Annotated in this window: 9 protein-coding genes and 1 tRNA gene; 8 read left to right on the forward strand and 2 right to left on the reverse strand. The window is 72.4% G+C overall.

The genetic code is table 11. The features are described 5' to 3' along the window. The first annotated feature begins 135 nt into the window (after nt 1–135). From AC07DW_RS11195 to AC07DW_RS11225, 7 genes are all read left to right on the forward strand, one after another. The gene (locus tag AC07DW_RS11195; RefSeq protein WP_478857366.1) at nt 136–1,176 is read left to right on the forward strand and encodes a tetratricopeptide repeat protein; all 1,041 of its coding nucleotides are present in this window, start codon (nt 136–138) and stop codon (nt 1,174–1,176) included. 308 nt (nt 1,177–1,484) lie between these two features. Continuing rightward, entirely contained in the window at nt 1,485–2,474 is a 990-nt protein-coding gene (locus tag AC07DW_RS11200) for a polyprenyl synthetase family protein (protein ID WP_478857489.1), read from the forward strand. A gap of 435 nt (nt 2,475–2,909) precedes the next feature. Beyond that, nucleotides 2,910–3,131, forward strand: coding sequence for a type A2 lantipeptide (locus AC07DW_RS11205; protein ID WP_478857367.1), 222 nt, complete (start codon nt 2,910–2,912; stop codon nt 3,129–3,131). 94 nt (nt 3,132–3,225) lie between these two features. After that, nucleotides 3,226–4,032 carry a hypothetical protein gene (locus AC07DW_RS11210; RefSeq protein ID WP_478857368.1) on the forward strand — a complete coding sequence of 269 codons (807 nt, stop codon included), beginning with the start codon at nt 3,226–3,228 and terminating at the stop codon, nt 4,030–4,032. Then, a complete protein-coding gene (locus tag AC07DW_RS11215) occupies nt 4,017–6,266 on the forward strand; it encodes an NHLP family bacteriocin export ABC transporter peptidase/permease/ATPase subunit (protein ID WP_478857369.1) in 2,250 nt (749 codons plus the stop codon). The genes AC07DW_RS11210 and AC07DW_RS11215 overlap by 16 nt, the downstream gene beginning before the upstream one ends. 1 nt (nt 6,267) lies before the next feature. Then, nucleotides 6,268–9,186: an NHLP bacteriocin export ABC transporter permease/ATPase subunit gene (locus AC07DW_RS11220; protein WP_478857370.1), complete on the forward strand. Its 2,919-nt coding sequence runs from the start codon at nt 6,268–6,270 to the stop codon at nt 9,184–9,186. 121 nt (nt 9,187–9,307) lie between these two features. Then, nucleotides 9,308–9,526, forward strand: coding sequence for a hypothetical protein (locus AC07DW_RS11225; protein WP_478857371.1), 219 nt, complete (start codon nt 9,308–9,310; stop codon nt 9,524–9,526). Nucleotides 9,527–9,889: 363 nt separating this feature from the next. Here AC07DW_RS11225 and AC07DW_RS11230 read toward each other — a convergent pair whose 3' ends face one another. Together AC07DW_RS11230 and AC07DW_RS11235 are read right to left on the reverse strand one after the other, a co-directional pair. Next, the gene (locus AC07DW_RS11230) at nt 9,890–11,563 is read right to left on the reverse strand and encodes a DUF262 domain-containing protein (RefSeq protein ID WP_478857372.1); all 1,674 of its coding nucleotides are present in this window, start codon (nt 11,561–11,563) and stop codon (nt 9,890–9,892) included. A gap of 1,000 nt (nt 11,564–12,563) precedes the next feature. Further along, nucleotides 12,564–12,651, reverse strand: a tRNA-Leu gene (locus AC07DW_RS11235). Nucleotides 12,652–12,878: 227 nt separating this feature from the next. Here AC07DW_RS11235 and AC07DW_RS11240 point away from each other — a divergent pair. Further along, on the forward strand, nt 12,879–14,153 hold the full coding sequence (locus AC07DW_RS11240; RefSeq protein WP_478857490.1) for a DUF2254 domain-containing protein: 1,275 nt from the start codon (nt 12,879–12,881) through the stop codon (nt 14,151–14,153). Nucleotides 14,154–14,226 lie beyond the last annotated feature (73 nt).

Consider the following 14,226-nt stretch of genomic DNA (forward strand, 5'->3'; position numbering starts at 1 on the left):
GGAACCTCTCCCGTCTCTTGATCCTCTTCCCTGCCGAAGCGCGCGCAGTCAGCCGAACAGGACGAGAGAGAGGGGGGCCGCGTCGATGGGTCGCACGCCGTACCGTCCGTGGCCGCCCCTCGTGGAGAGGCATTTATGTTCAGCAAGGCATTCGCGCCGGAGTACCAGGGTGCGCTCAGCGCGCTGTCGGTGAACTCCTCGCTCACGGACGTGCTGGAGGCGGCGACCGGGCAGCTGGTCGCCGCCCGGCGCGCGGGGGACGCGCACGAGATGGCGCGGGCCGCGCTCGCGGTGGCGGAGGCGAACCGGCGGCTCGGCCACGTCGAGGCGGCGGACCGGGCGTGGAAGACGAGCTACCGCACGGCCCGCACGGCCCGGGACGTGCCGGCCATGGCCTGGGCGCTGTGGAGCGGCGGCACGCTTGCCCGGCAGCGCGGCGCCCTCGCTCTCGCCTTCCGCCTCCTGCGGTACGCCGCCGACCTGGGCAAACGGGGCGGTGACGTGGTGGCCCACGGCTATTCGCTGGCCGGGCTCGCGGAGACGGGCCGTATACGGGGCGACTACGAGGCGGTCGGCGCGCTGCACGACGAACTGCTCGCGGCGGCGCGCGAGCGGGGCGAGGCGCGGCACACCGTGTGGGCGCTGGAGGGCATCGCCCAGATGCACCGCAACGGCGGCCGGTACGACACGGCGTTCCGCCTGTTCGAGGAGGCCGCCGGCATAGCGGCCGCCGCGGACGACCGGCGCGGTCACGCCTGGGCGCTGCGCGGGCTGGCGGACATCGTCTCCGTACGGGACGGGGACACCGCCCGCGCGCTGGAGCTGCTCGGCCGGGCGGAGGCGGGCTGCCGCGAGATGAACCTGTCGAGCGCGCTGGCCTACAACCACAAGATGCGCGCGAACGTGCTGTACCGGGCGGGGCGGTACGCGGAGGCGCTGGAGACGTACGAGCAGGCGCTCGGCGAGTTCCGCGCGATGGGCGAGCCGCGCGGGGAGGCCCTGTCCCGCCTGGGCTCGGTCAAGGCCCGCGCCCGGCTCGGCGCGGACCCGGCACGGACCGCCGCCGAGCTGGCGGAGCTGGGCGGCATCCTGGACGGCATGGGTCTGCGTCACGCCCGCGCCATGGTGGACAAGGCCCTCGCCGAGCTCGGCCTGTCCTTCGAGGAGTCCCGCTGATGACACGCCCGCCCCACAGCCGCCCCGCCCCGCCGCCATCCCCCACCGGCGCCGCGCAGGACCCCCCGGCACCGGCCGCCCCGGGCAGCGCGCCGGGCACGTCGGGGGCCTCGGGCTCGCCGGGGGCCTCGGCGGGGCCGGCCGGCACGGCGGGACCGCAGGCCGGGCGGGAGCCGGGCACCGGGCAGGAGTCGGGCGGTGGCGGGCACGCGGCCGTGGCGGAGGGCACCGGCGGCGAGGGTGTGCGGGAGCATCCCGTACCGGATGACGCCGACGCCGTGGAGTCGGTGCTGGCGCGGTGCCGCGCCATGGTGGAGCCCGCGCTGCGGGCGCGGGTCGGCGGGATGCACGCGTGGCCGGCCGAGATGGCCGGGTACGCCTTCGGATGGTGGGAGCGCGGCGGCGCGCCCCGTGCCGGGTCGTCCGGCAAGGGCGTGCGCCAGGCGCTGGCCGTCCTGTGCGCGGAGGCGGCGGGCGCGCCGGCGGAGGCGGCCGTCGACGGTGCCGTGGCCGTGGAGCTGGTGCACACCTTCTCCCTGCTCCACGACGACATCATGGACGGTGACGAGACCCGCAGGCAGCGCCCCGCGGCGTGGAAGGCGTACGGGACGGGGCCCGCCGTCCTGGCGGGGGACGCGCTGTTCGCGCTGGCCTTCGAGGTCCTCGCCGGCTCGCCCGGCCCGCACGGAGGGGCGGCCGTGCGGCGCCTGTCCGGGGACATGGCGGACGTGGTGGACGGACAGGCCGAGGACCTGCTGTTCGAGGAGCGGCCGTGGACGGGACCCGGCGCCGTCCCGGTCGACGCCTACCTCCGCATGGCCGAGCACAAGACGGGCGCCCTGCTGGGTTGCGCGGCGGCGCTGGGCGCCCTGCTGGCGGGCGCGCCGGGGGCGACCGTGGACGCGCTGGCCACGGCGGGGCGGCAGCTCGGTGTGGCGTTCCAGGCGGTCGACGACGTCCTGGGCCTGTGGGGCGACCCGGCGACGACGGGCAAGCCGGTCCACGGCGACCTGCGGCGCCGCAAGAAGACCCTGCCGGTGCTGGCGGCCCTCGCGACGGGTACGCCGGCGTCCCGGGAGCTGGCGGCGCTCCTCTCCGGGCCCGGCCCCCTGGACGGGACCGCGTCGGCGCGGGCGGCCGGGCTCGTCGAGGAGGCGGGCGGCCGGGAGGCGGCCATGGCGGAGGCCCGTGGCCGTCTGGACCGGGCGCGGGCCTGCCTGCGCGGGGTCCCGTTGGCCCCGGAGCCGGCCGGCCGGCTCCTCACGCTGCTGCCGTACGTGGTGGGCCGCTCGCTGTGAAGGCGGGCCGGCGGAGGGACGGCGCCGTCACGGACGGGGCCGGCGCCGGGAGAGCGGCCGCCCCCGTCCGGCCCGCACATCCTTTTTGAGGCAATGTCAGCGAATCTGCACACCGAATGTACAGGCGTCACACGGCCTCCCGCGTCTCGTCATGACCTTGGCGGGATCACCCGGCCGTTGATACCGGAATGTCCCGTTCCGAAATGTCGGCGGCCACGGCACCGGAATGGCGGCCGGGCGGCCGTGTGAAGAAGCTGCCACCAAGCCATGGATTCGTCTGCACATCGACGCAATTCAGCACCCCGTCAACGCCGTTGCGGGTACCCGGCGGATTGGCTGGGCAACCTGCCCGCGTGCTTTGATCCTTCGCACTGCGGCGGTCGCACAAAGGCTCGCACCGCAGTCATTTCGAGTTATTCGCGCGAAGGGAACAGCATGAACCCCCAGATCCAGACCCAGGAAATCTCCGACGCCGACCTGGACGCCGTGTCCGGTGGCCTGCACAGCGCCGTCGCCAGCGGTGTCGTCGGCAGCGCGACGGCCACCCTCGACTCGGTCGCCCCGGTTTCCACCGTCGCCGCCACGACCGTCGGCGCCGTCGAGTCCTTCGCGGGCCTGAACACCTCGGCCGTCACCGGCCTGGTCGCCGGTCTCTGAGACGGTACGGGCGGGCCCCGGGACTTCACCGTTCCGGGGCGCACCGCTCGGTTCACCTCCTGATCCGGACATGCGCAGTTGAGGGAAGAGTTACGTGCAGTTCCGCCAAAAGGCCCTTTCCAAGCTGCAATCGCCCGAGGAAATGGACCTGCCGGTGCGACTCGCCCGCCCGCAGGGCCTTCTCGTGCTGGCCGTCACCGTCGTCGCCATGACGGCCGCGGCCGTATGGGCCGTCACCGGAACGGTGTCCTCCACGCTCACCGCGCCCGGCATCCTCACCCATGGCAGGGGCAGTTACGTCCTCCAGAGCCCCGTCGCCGGCCAGGTCACCCGCGTGCTCGCCGAGGAGGGGGACCACCTGCCCTCCGACGCGCCGCTGCTGGAGGTCCGCACCGCCCAGGGTCCGTCCATGGTGCGCACCATCGCCGCGGGCCGGATGACGACACTCGTCGCGACGATCGGCTCCGTGGTCACCACCGGCTCCGACGTGGCGTCCGTCGAGCGGGTCGCCACGAAGGACGCCCCTCTCACGGCGACAGTCTACGTCCCCGCGGAGCGCGGCGCGACCGTACCCGTGGGCGCCGCCGTCGACCTCACCGTCCCGTCGGTGCCGGCACAGACGTACGGCGTCCTGCGCGGCCGGGTGACATCCGTCGGCCGCACCCCCCAGAGCCGCCAGCGCATCGGCGCGTTCCTCGGCAACAGCCAGTTGGGCGAGCAGTTCTCCCGCGCCGGCCAGCCCGTGGCGGTCCTGGTCGAGCTGGAACGGTCGGCCTCGACGCGGACCGGGTACGCCTGGTCGACGTCCGGCGGCCCGGCGTACGCGCTCGACTCCATGACCCCGGTGAGCGCCTCCGTGCACCTGGCCTCGCAGCACCCGGCCGAATGGCTGCTGCCGTGAGCGCGCCGGGCGGCCGGCGCCGCGCCGGGCAGGCTCCACGGCGCGGGGCGAGGGCCGGGCGGCCCGCCGCTGCCAAGCGGCCCCGTACCGTCCGCACGCCCACCGTGCTCCAGATGGAGGCCGTGGAGTGCGGGGCCGCCTGCCTCTCCATGGTGCTCGCCCACCATGGACGGCACGTGCCGCTGGAGGAGCTGCGCATCGCGTGCGGGGTCTCCCGCGACGGCTCCCGCGCCAGCAACGTGCTGAAGGCCGCCCGGACCTACGGCCTGGAGGCCAAGGGCATGCAGATGGAGCCCGAGGCGCTCGCCGGGGTGCCGGTTCCGGCCATCCTGTTCTGGGAGTTCAACCACTACGTCGTCTACGACGGGACGGGGCGCCGCTTCGGCCGCCGCGGCGTGTACGTCAACGACCCCGCCAAGGGCCGCCGTTTCGTCCCGCCGGAGGAGTTCGACACCAGCTTCACCGGTGTCGCGCTGGTCTTCGAGCCCGGCCCCGGCTTCCGCGCGGGCGGTCGCAGGCCCGGTTTCCTGAGCGCCGTGCCCGCCCGGCTGCGCGGCACGACGGGCACGCTGCTCGCGGCGCTGCTCGCCAGCCTTCTGCTCGTCGCGGTGGGCGCGGTGCTGCCCGCGCTGAGCCGTACGTACATCGACATGTTCCTGATCGGCGGCCAGACCTCGGTGCTGGGACCGCTGTTCGCGGCGATGGCGGCGATGGTCGCCCTGACCGCCGTGCTGACCGGGCTGCAGCAGGCGAACCTGCTGCGGGGGCGCATCATCGCCTCCACCCTCGGCAGCGCCCGCTTCCTCCGGCACCTGATGCGGCTGCCGGTGACGTTCTTCGCCCAGCGCAGCCCCGCCGACCTGGTGCAGCGGCTCCAGTCCAACGACGCGGTGGCCGAGACACTGGCGAGGGACCTCGCCGCCGCCGGGGTGGACGGGGTCGTGGTCGTCCTCTACGCGCTGCTGCTGTGGACGTACGACCCCCAACTGACACTGGTGGGTGTGCTGATGGCGCTGCTCAACGTCGTCGCCATGCGGACGGTGATCCGGCTGCGGTCGACGCACACCCAGAAGCTGCGGGCCGACAGCGCGCGGCTGACCAACACCTCCTACACGGGTCTCCAGCTGATCGAGACCATGAAGGCGACCGGCGGCGAGGACGGCTACTTCCGCCGCTGGGCGGGCCAGCACGCCACCACGCTGGAGGTGCAGCAACGCCTCGGCGTGCCCAGCGCCGCCCTGGCGGTCGTCGCACCCACCCTGGCCACCCTCAACAGCGCGCTGATCCTCTGGATCGGTGGCCTGCGGGCGGTGGAGGGCCACCTCTCCATCGGTCTGCTCGTCGCCTTCCAGGCCCTGGTGACGCGGTTCACCGCGCCCATCACCCGCCTGAACGGGGTGGCCGGCCGCATCCAGGACTTCGCCGCCGACGTGGCCCGGCTGAAGGACGTCGAGAACTTCCCCGTGGACGCCCTCTACGCGCGCGTGGAGCCGGACGCCGACACCCGCCGCCTCAAGGGCCACGTGGAGCTGGAGAACATCACCTTCGGCTACAGCCCGCTGGACGCTCCGCTGCTGAGCGGCTTCTCGCTGACCCTGCGCCCCGGCCGGCAGGTCACGCTGGTCGGCGGCTCCGGCAGCGGCAAGTCGACCGTGTCCCGGCTGATCTCGGGCCTGTACGCCCCCTGGGAGGGGACGATCCGCATCGACGGCCGACGCCTGGAGGACATCCCGCGCGGCGCGCTGGCCGCCTCCGTGTCCTTCGTCGACCAGGACGTGTTCCTCTTCGAGGGCACCGTGCGGGACAACGTCGCCCTGTGGGACCCCTCCATTTCGGACGACGCGGTCGTCGCGGCCCTCAGGGACGCGGCCGTGTACGACGACGTCGTCGCCCGGCGCCCCGGGGGCATCCACAGCCGCGTGGAACAGGACGGCCGCAACTTCTCGGGCGGGCAGCGCCAGCGGCTGGAGATCGCCCGCGCCCTGGTGCGGCGACCGAGCGTCCTCGTGCTGGACGAGGTGACCAGCGCTCTGGACGCCCGCACCGAGCAGGTCATCATCGACAACCTGCGGCGGCGCGGCTGCGCGTGCGTGGTGATCGCCCACCGGCTGTCCACGGTCCGCGACAGCGACGAGATCGTGGTCCTGGACCACGGCACGGTCGTCGAGCGGGGCCGCCACGAGGACCTGCTCGCCGCCCGAGGGGCGTACGCCGAGCTGGTCGAGGAGCGCTGACATGTCCGTGCGTCCCGAGTCCGTCCACCAGGAGGCCGCTCACCCGCGATCCGGTCATCCCGGGGTGGCCGCCGACCCGGTGGTCCACGCCCTGGGCACCCTGGGCCACCCCGTCGCGTGCGCGGGTCTGCGGAACGTGCCGCTCGACGGGCCGCACGTGCTGTGGCTGGTCGTGGCCGGCGGGCTCGACCTGTTCGCCGTCGACGCCGCCGAGCAGGGCCACTGGCACTTCCTGGGCCGCCTGGAGACGGGGAGCCTGCTCCTCGGCCCCGTCGAGGGACCGCAGCACACGCTGGTGGGCCGCCCGACGCAGGACTGCGTGCTGCGCCGGATCGCGCTGCGCGAGCTGTACGCCGACCAGGACCCGTACGCCCCGCACGACCCGTGCCACTCGCACGACCCCTACGGCAGCCACGGCACCTACGACCCGTACGGCGCGGGGGCGCCCGTGGAGCACGCCGTGGCGCTGGGCACCGCCCGCAGCCTGGGCGTGCTGTTCGAGGCGCCGCTCGGCGACGGGCGCGCCCCGGGCGACGGGACCGTGGCCGCCGACGACATGCTGTGGATGCCGGTTCCGCCCGGCAGCGTCCGTTACGGCGCGGCGTACCCGGCCGTGTACGGCGTGGAGGCGGCGGGCGATCTGCTCGTCGACGCCGCGCTGTGGCAGCGGATGGTGAACCAGCAGTACCGGCTGCTGGCCGCCGTGGACCGCTGGATCGAGCAGCTGGAGCGGGCGCACGAGGACCGGGCGGCGGCCGGCCTCAGGGCGGGTGAGGCGGTCCGCACGCGGGCCGACCAGGCGCTGCTGGCGTCGATCGGCCGGCCGGGGCGCACGGGCCGGAAGAAGACGCCCGCGGCGTCCGACGACGCCACCTTCGCGGTGTGCCGGCACGTCGCCCGGGCGGCCGGGATCACCCTGGCCGAGCCGTCGGCGGGCGGCGTCGCCGACGAGCGGACCGGCGCGGTGGAGCGGATCGCGCTCGCCTCCCGGGTCCGTACCCGGTCGGTACGGCTGGAGGGGCGCTGGTGGCGGACCGACTCGGGCCCCCTGGTGGGGCACTGGGCGAAGTCCGGCGCCCCGGTGGCGCTGCTGTGGCGGCGCGGCCGGTACGAGGCGGTGAACCCGGCGTCGGGCCTGCGGTTGCGGATCGACGGGGAGAAGGCCGCCGAGCTGGAGCCCCGGGCGGTGATGTTCTACCGGCCGTTGCCCGAGCGGCCGATGACGCCGGCGCGGCTGATGCGCTTCAGCCTGCGGGGCGCCGGGGGCGACGCCCGCAGGCTGGCCCTCGCCGGGCTGGTGACGGTGGGCCTGGGCGCGCTGGTGCCGGTCGCGACGGGGCGGATCCTCGGCGCGTACGTGCCGGCCGGGCGGACGGGCCCGATCGCGCAGATGGCGCTGGCCGTGATGGTGGCGGGCGTGGTCTCGGCCGCGTTCATGCTGATGCAGAACCTGACGGTGCTGCGGATGGAGGGCCGCGTCGAGAGCATCCTCCAGCCCGCCGTGTGGGACCGGCTGCTGCGGCTGCCGACGAAGTTCTTCGCCGAACGCTCCACCGGGGAGCTGGCGAGCGCCGCCATGGGCATCAGCGCGATCCGCCGGGTACTGACCGGCGTCGGCCCGGTGGCCGTGCAGGCGAGCACGGTCGGCGTGGTCAACGTGGTGCTGCTGCTCTGTTACAGCGTCCCGCTGGCGCTGACGGCGATGGCCATGCTGCTGGTCATCGCGGTCGTCTTCCTGGGGCTCGGGCTGTGGCAGGTGCGCTGGCAGCGGCGGCTGGTCGAGCTGAACAACAAGCTCAACAACCAGGCCTTCCAGACCCTGCGGGGACTGCCGAAACTGCGGGTGGCGGCGGCGGAGAGCTTCGCGTACGCGGCGTGGGCGCGCCAGTTCGCCCGCTCCCGCGAGCTCCAGCGCCAGGCGGGCCGGATCCGCGTCGTCACCACCGTCCTGGACGCGGTGTACCTGCCGCTCTGCTCGCTCATCATGTTCATGCTGCTGGCGGGACCGGCGCGCGGCAGCATGACGGCCGGCGGGTTCCTGACGTTCAGCACGTCGGTGACGATGCTGCTGACGTCCGTCACGCAGGTCACCGGCGCCCTGGTGTCGGCCGCCGCGGCGCTGCCCCTGTACGAGCAGGTCAAGCCGGTCCTGGAGGAGGCGCCCGAGGTCCGCGGTTCGACCACCGCGCCCGGTGTCCTGTCGGGCGCCGTGGAGGCGCGCAACCTCTCCTTCCGCTACTCCGACGACGCGCCCCTGGTCCTCGACGACGTGTCGCTCGACATCCGTCCGGGCGAGTTCGTGGCGGTGGTCGGCCCGAGCGGCTGCGGCAAGTCGACGCTGCTGCGCCTGCTCATCGGCTTCGACCGGCCGGTCTCGGGCAGCGTCCTGTACGACGGCCAGGACCTGACCGCTCTCGACCAGGCGGCGGTGCGGCGCCAGTGCGGTGTCGTCCTGCAGAACGCCCAGCCCCTGACCGGCTCCATCCTGGACTGCATCAGCGGGGCCGAGTCCTTCTCCCAGGAGGAGGTGTGGACCGCCGCGGAGATGGCCGGCCTGGCGGAGGACATCAGGCGGATGCCGATGGGCCTGCACACGATGATCGCCGGCGGCGGGGCGATCTCCGGCGGCCAGCGCCAGCGGCTCATGATCGCCCAGGCCCTGATCCGCCGGCCCCGGATCCTGTTCCTGGACGAGGCGACCAGCGCGCTGGACAACGAGACGCAGCGCGTCGTCATCGACTCCACGCGCCGCCTCGACGCCACCCGGCTGGTGATCGCCCACCGGCTGTCGACGGTCATGGACGCCGACCGGGTGATCGTCATGTCGGCCGGCCGTGTCGTCGAGGAAGGCCCTCCCGCCACGCTCCTCGCCGACCCGGACGGTCACCTGTACGACCTGGTGCGCCGCCAAATGCGCTGACCGGGCACCCCTCGAAAGGGTGGGATCCACCCCGAGGGGCGCGCCGGTCCCCGCGATCGAGGGAACCCCTCCCTCCGAACCCCGCCCGGACGGACCGGGCGGCGCGTCCACGGAGGAACACATGCTCAGGAAGGCCTTTGCCTGCACGGCTCTCGTCGCCGCTGCCCTGGCGCTCGGCACCGTCCCCGCCGCCGCCGACGGCTACGAGAACGACGACCACGGCAAGTTCCACGCCGTCGAGTGGGACAAGGGCAAGTTCGCCGCCCTTGAGTCGGCCGGCGGCTCGAAGATCGCCGCCGGCGGCTGGAACAAGGGCGGGGCCATCGGCGCCGAGTGGTAGCCGACCCGCTCGCCGAACGGCGGCCGCCGGGACGACAGCGTCGTCGTCCCGGCGGCCGCCGCCGTCCGGACCCTCCTACGCCCCGGAGGGCGCATCCCGCCGTTGCGGCCGTGGTGACCGGCGGTGCCGGAGGCGCTGGGCCGCGGCGCAACGCAAAAGGCCCCTGATGGATCAGGGGCCTCACGTGGTCCGTGGTGGGTCGTTCACGAGATCCTTTGACCAGCCGCAACTGGGCTGATTGCTGTCGAGGGTCCCGCGAGTCGCAAGATCACTTCCCGAGAGTACGCAGCAGACCATAGGACTTAGCGGAATTTCATAAAGTTTTTCGGTATGAAACCGAGGTATAGGGTCCTCGGCCCGCACTCAGAGACGCCACTCCTCGGCGAGCACGCCCAGCAGCTCCTCCTGCCTGGCCTTGAGCGACTCGGGGGTCCACTCGGCGTGCTGGAGCACCTGGCTCGTCAGCGCGAAGGGGACCACTCCCCCGCGTCCGGTGAAGTACTTGGCCCTCTTGGCGGCGAAGTCGTAGTTCTGGGCCGCAGAGTTCTTGGCGCGGTTCAGTAGAACCAGGTTTCCCAGGCGGTGCGTCCACTGAGCGCGCTGCTCCTCATCGAACAGCTCGACCCACTGCGAGTCGTCATTCGGGCTCTGCGGCAGAACGTGTTCCACCGTGATGAGCGGGTGGTCGTACGTCACCCCCTGCCCTCGGGCCAGCAGCTCGTCGAGGCGAAGCAGAACGTACTTGCGGATCCTGCGGACGAGATAGAGATCGCCGTCGAGCAAGGTAAGGGTGTCCGCCTTCTCGTCATCCCTCAGTTCGAGGGCCGGGGAGTCGAGGCCCTGGCCCTCGTCGAGCTGCCGGAGCAACTCGGCATAGCGCATGACGCGAGGTGTCGTGTAGACGCGTCGGATGAACATGCTGGCCGACAGGCGCTCCAAAGCCCGCAGGAACGCGTCGAGCCATGCCGGGTCGCTCTCATGGTGGCGCAGCGCCCAGAGAGCGGCCGGTCGCCAGTCGTAGTTGTCGATCTGATGGAGCCTCCTGAACCAGGCGTTGACCGCCTCCGCGCCCGAAGCCGACTCATAACGGGCCTCCTTGATCTGAGCGTAGGCCTCGGCATATGGCCGAACGACGTCATGGACGAAGGCCTCAGCCCTGTCCGGGAGGTATTGGCTCAGCACCTGCTCCGGGAACTCCTTGAGCAGCTCCTGCTCCGCCCGCTTCTTGGCGAAGATCAACCGCAGATGGAGGAAGAGCTCCGCGAAGTCGTCGCGCCCCAGCATCTCCTCCGCGTCCTCCCAGGTGGTGGCGCACGCCTCGGACGCCTCCGCGTCAAGGTCACCGATGATCTGCGACTTGAAGATGTCGGTGGGCGACAGGTCCAGGCCGCGGGAGTTCATGACGCTGAAGATCCGGTGGGCACTGTCGAGGTCGGGAGTGCTGACGACGACCAGGAAAGTCCGCTCGGCCAGCATCTGAGCCAGTTCCAGCCGGCGCTGCTCGGTCTGCGCGGCGAGGCTGCTGTGCAAGACCCGCGCGTTGCGGAGGATGGCCTTCTGCGCGTCGGTCCGCAGGCTGTCCTCCTTGAGCGCCAGCAGCGTGTCCACCGCGCCCTTCGTCTGCACGTACTTCTCGAAGAAGTCTTTGTCGCGGTATCGCAGGGTGAGCCGTGGCTGCGGGGCGAGGCCACGGATCTTGGCGCCCGGCTCCATCACCAGCCGGTCGAGATCACCCCGCAGTTCCGCGTCCTCGGTGAGGTCGCGCAGGACCGACAAGAGGATGGTGAGGGTGGTGAGCCGCTGCTGGCCGTCGATGACTTCCGCCTTGGGGGCCCCGCCGCCCTTGACGAGTACGACGGACCCGAGGAAGTACGGCTCGTCCGCACCGCGGTCCAAAGCCTCCTGCAGGTCGGTCAGCAACTGGGACGCCTGCTCCTCCTGCCAGGCGTACGGGCGCTGGTAGTCGGGGATCTGGAAGTCGTAGTCGCTGCTGAACACCTTGTGCAGGGGCATCTCGTGCGCCTCAAGCTTTTGCATGCCCCGATGATGTCGGAGAAATGGAGCTCCGCGGCAGTGATCCGGCGCAACTCCCTTCCGTCCGGCAGCGGTTCCATGGGAGCCAGAGCCACCTCACAGATGGACAAGAGATTCACCGTCTGCTGCTGTATCGGCGACAACTGAGGGCCTCATGTCCGGTATGGGGCTTTGCAGAGACCGGGAGTCCGCCATCCCCTTTCAATCGGCACTCGGCCGCACATGTCCCTTGCCCACGCGTCCGTGTGCCAGCTCAAAGCCCACCGCGCGGAGGTGCTTCCGAGCCGTGACGACCTGTTTGATCGTCAGGTCCTGCGCGGAGATGCTCCGGTAGACGAATCGGACGCGAACCCGCCGAAGGACAGCGGAGCATTCGGGGCGGTTGCAGGTCGCTCGGGACCCGTGTCGCGCAGCCGGGTACGCGCCCGGTCGAAGCAAAAGTAGTCACTGTGGCGCGGGCCTCCCGCCGCGTCGGGCCGGGGCCGCGGGCACAACCCGTCGGGTAGACCAGCCGGTACTGACCTTCCTGGACCTGCCGGCCAGCAGGGGACGTCTCCGAGGTGAACATCTCCACGACGCCCCGGCCCCGGCTCATCGCCGTCCGCACGACGACCCCGTCCCGCCCTTTTGTCTCCTGCACCAGCTCTACCGGGACGAGGCTCGGGACGTGCAGGCAACGCGTGTCCCGCACGGTCGCGTCCAGGAGCGCTCGTAAGGATGGCGACCGCCTCCTCCGGTGCAACGGTTCCGCCCCCGCGGGTGTGCCGACCTCGGCGGCCAGTCGCACGCGCTCCTCGATTGGCCGGCTAAGCGGCCGCATGTCAGGATCGCTACGCGCCTGTTTCCGCAGGAGAGAGGCTCAGTACCTGGACCGCCACGGCCCCGCCTCCTCGTCGAGTCGATCACAAGGCTCGAGACCGCGGAAACGACGAATTACCGGTGAGTCACATGACTCGACCGGTGATTCGTGAACGCTTCGGGACGATCTCGTGGACGTCCCACGTGGTGTCCGAGGGGGGACTTGAACCCCCACGCCCGATAAAGGGCACTAGCACCTCAAGCTAGCGCGTCTGCCATTCCGCCACCCGGACAAGGTGTCTGTCGCCGGGCGGGTCCTCCCCGCGGCGACATGGATAACTCTACCAGGGGTTCGAGCGGCCCTTCACCCGTATATCCCGTGGTCAGGCGGCCGGGCGGGGTTCGCGCGGAGACCCCGGCGCGACACATACGCAGCGTTTCCACGGCCGTACTCACGGTGGGGGTGGCGCGGGGATAGCGTGCGAAGGTGAGCTTTGTGCCGGAGTACCGCAGGCCCCGCATGCTGTCGGCGCTGCGCGAGCACCTGAGGGACACCTTCTGGTTCGCGCCGACCATGGGTCTGGCGGTGTCTCTCGTGCTGTGGACGGCGGCGGCGACGGCCGACACCGCGATCGTCGACCATCTGCGGGACCGGCGGGCGTACGCCGAGATCGGGGATCTCACCGCCATCGCCGAGGACGCCAAGGCGATCGTCACCACGGTCAGCTCGGCCATGATGACCTTCATCGGCGTCGTCTTCAGCATCTCCCTGGTGGCGGTGCAATTGGCCGCCGGGCAGCTCACGCCCCGGGTGGTGCGGATCTTCGTCCGGAGCAGGATCAGCAAGCTGACGCTGACCGTGTTCCTGTCGACGTTCCTGTTCTCGCTGCTGGTGCTGACGTCGTACGAGAGCACGACGGAGCCGGAGCGGGTCACGACGGTGCCGCTGGTGCAGTCGGTGGTCACGCTGCTGCTGGTGGGGCTGAGCCTGCTGCTGTTCATCGCGTACGTGACGACCACTCTGCGCCTCATGCAGGTGGGGCCGGTGATCGACCTGATCACGCGGGAGGCGCTGCACGTGCTGGGGCGGCAGCCGGCCGGCGGGCCGGAGGAGGCGCCGCTGCCACCCGAGTCGGGCCGGGTGGCGCACCGGGGGCGGGCCGGGGTGCTGCGGGACGTGGACGTGGCGCGGCTGGTACGGCTGGCGCGGCGGCAGGGCGCGGTGCTGCGGCTGATCCCGCGCATCGGCGACTACGTGGTGCCCGGTACGCCGGTGCTGGCCGTGCACGGCGGCCGCGCGCCGGCCCCGGCGGCGTTGCGTTCCTCGGTGTCGGTGGGGGTGGATCGGACGTTCCACCAGGATGTGTCGTTCGGGCTGCGGCAACTGGTGGACATCGCGCTGCGGGCGATGTCTCCGGCGGTGAACGATCCGACGACGGCCGTCCAGTGCCTCGACCGGATCGTGCAGTTCCTGGCGGCCGTCGCGCCGCGCCCCCTGGGCACCCTGCGGCACCGCGACCGGCGGGGTGCGGTACGGCTGGTCCGCGACGTACCGGGCTGGGACGACCTGACGGACCTGGCATTCACCGAACTGCGGGCCTGTTCGGCGCAGAGCCCACAGGTGACGCGGCGGATGCTCGCGGGCATCGACGACCTGCTCCTGCTCGCGCCCGCGGAACGGCGGGAACCGCTGATGCGCCATCGCGCGCTCCTGCGGCAGGCGGTGGAGCTGGCGGTGCCGCAGTCCTCCGACCGGGCGTTCGCTCTGCGGCCCGACCGGCAGGGCATCGGTTAGCGGGTGGGGCCGGCGTCGGGACGGCTGCCGGGGCGGCCGCGGGCCCGCCGCATCGAGGCGGACCCGCGGCCGG

This window comes from Streptomyces sp. NPDC045701, assembly GCF_056432045.1.

Bases quoted from the DNA above. Each gene is read 5' to 3' on its own strand.
- AC07DW_RS11205 (WP_478857367.1), top strand. From the start codon at position 2,910: ATGAACCCCCAGATCCAGACCCAGGAAATCTCCGACGCCGACCTGGAC.
- AC07DW_RS11220 (WP_478857370.1), top strand. From the start codon at position 6,268: ATGTCCGTGCGTCCCGAGTCCGTCCACCAGGAGGCCGCTCACCCGCGA.
- AC07DW_RS11215 (WP_478857369.1), top strand. From the start codon at position 4,017: ATGGCTGCTGCCGTGAGCGCGCCGGGCGGCCGGCGCCGCGCCGGGCAG.
- AC07DW_RS11230 (WP_478857372.1), bottom strand. From the start codon at position 11,563: ATGCAAAAGCTTGAGGCGCACGAGATGCCCCTGCACAAGGTGTTCAGC.
- AC07DW_RS11225 (WP_478857371.1), top strand. From the start codon at position 9,308: ATGCTCAGGAAGGCCTTTGCCTGCACGGCTCTCGTCGCCGCTGCCCTG.
- AC07DW_RS11200 (WP_478857489.1), top strand. From the start codon at position 1,485: ATGGTGGAGCCCGCGCTGCGGGCGCGGGTCGGCGGGATGCACGCGTGG.
- AC07DW_RS11240 (WP_478857490.1), top strand. From the start codon at position 12,879: ATGCTGTCGGCGCTGCGCGAGCACCTGAGGGACACCTTCTGGTTCGCG.
- AC07DW_RS11195 (WP_478857366.1), top strand. From the start codon at position 136: ATGTTCAGCAAGGCATTCGCGCCGGAGTACCAGGGTGCGCTCAGCGCG.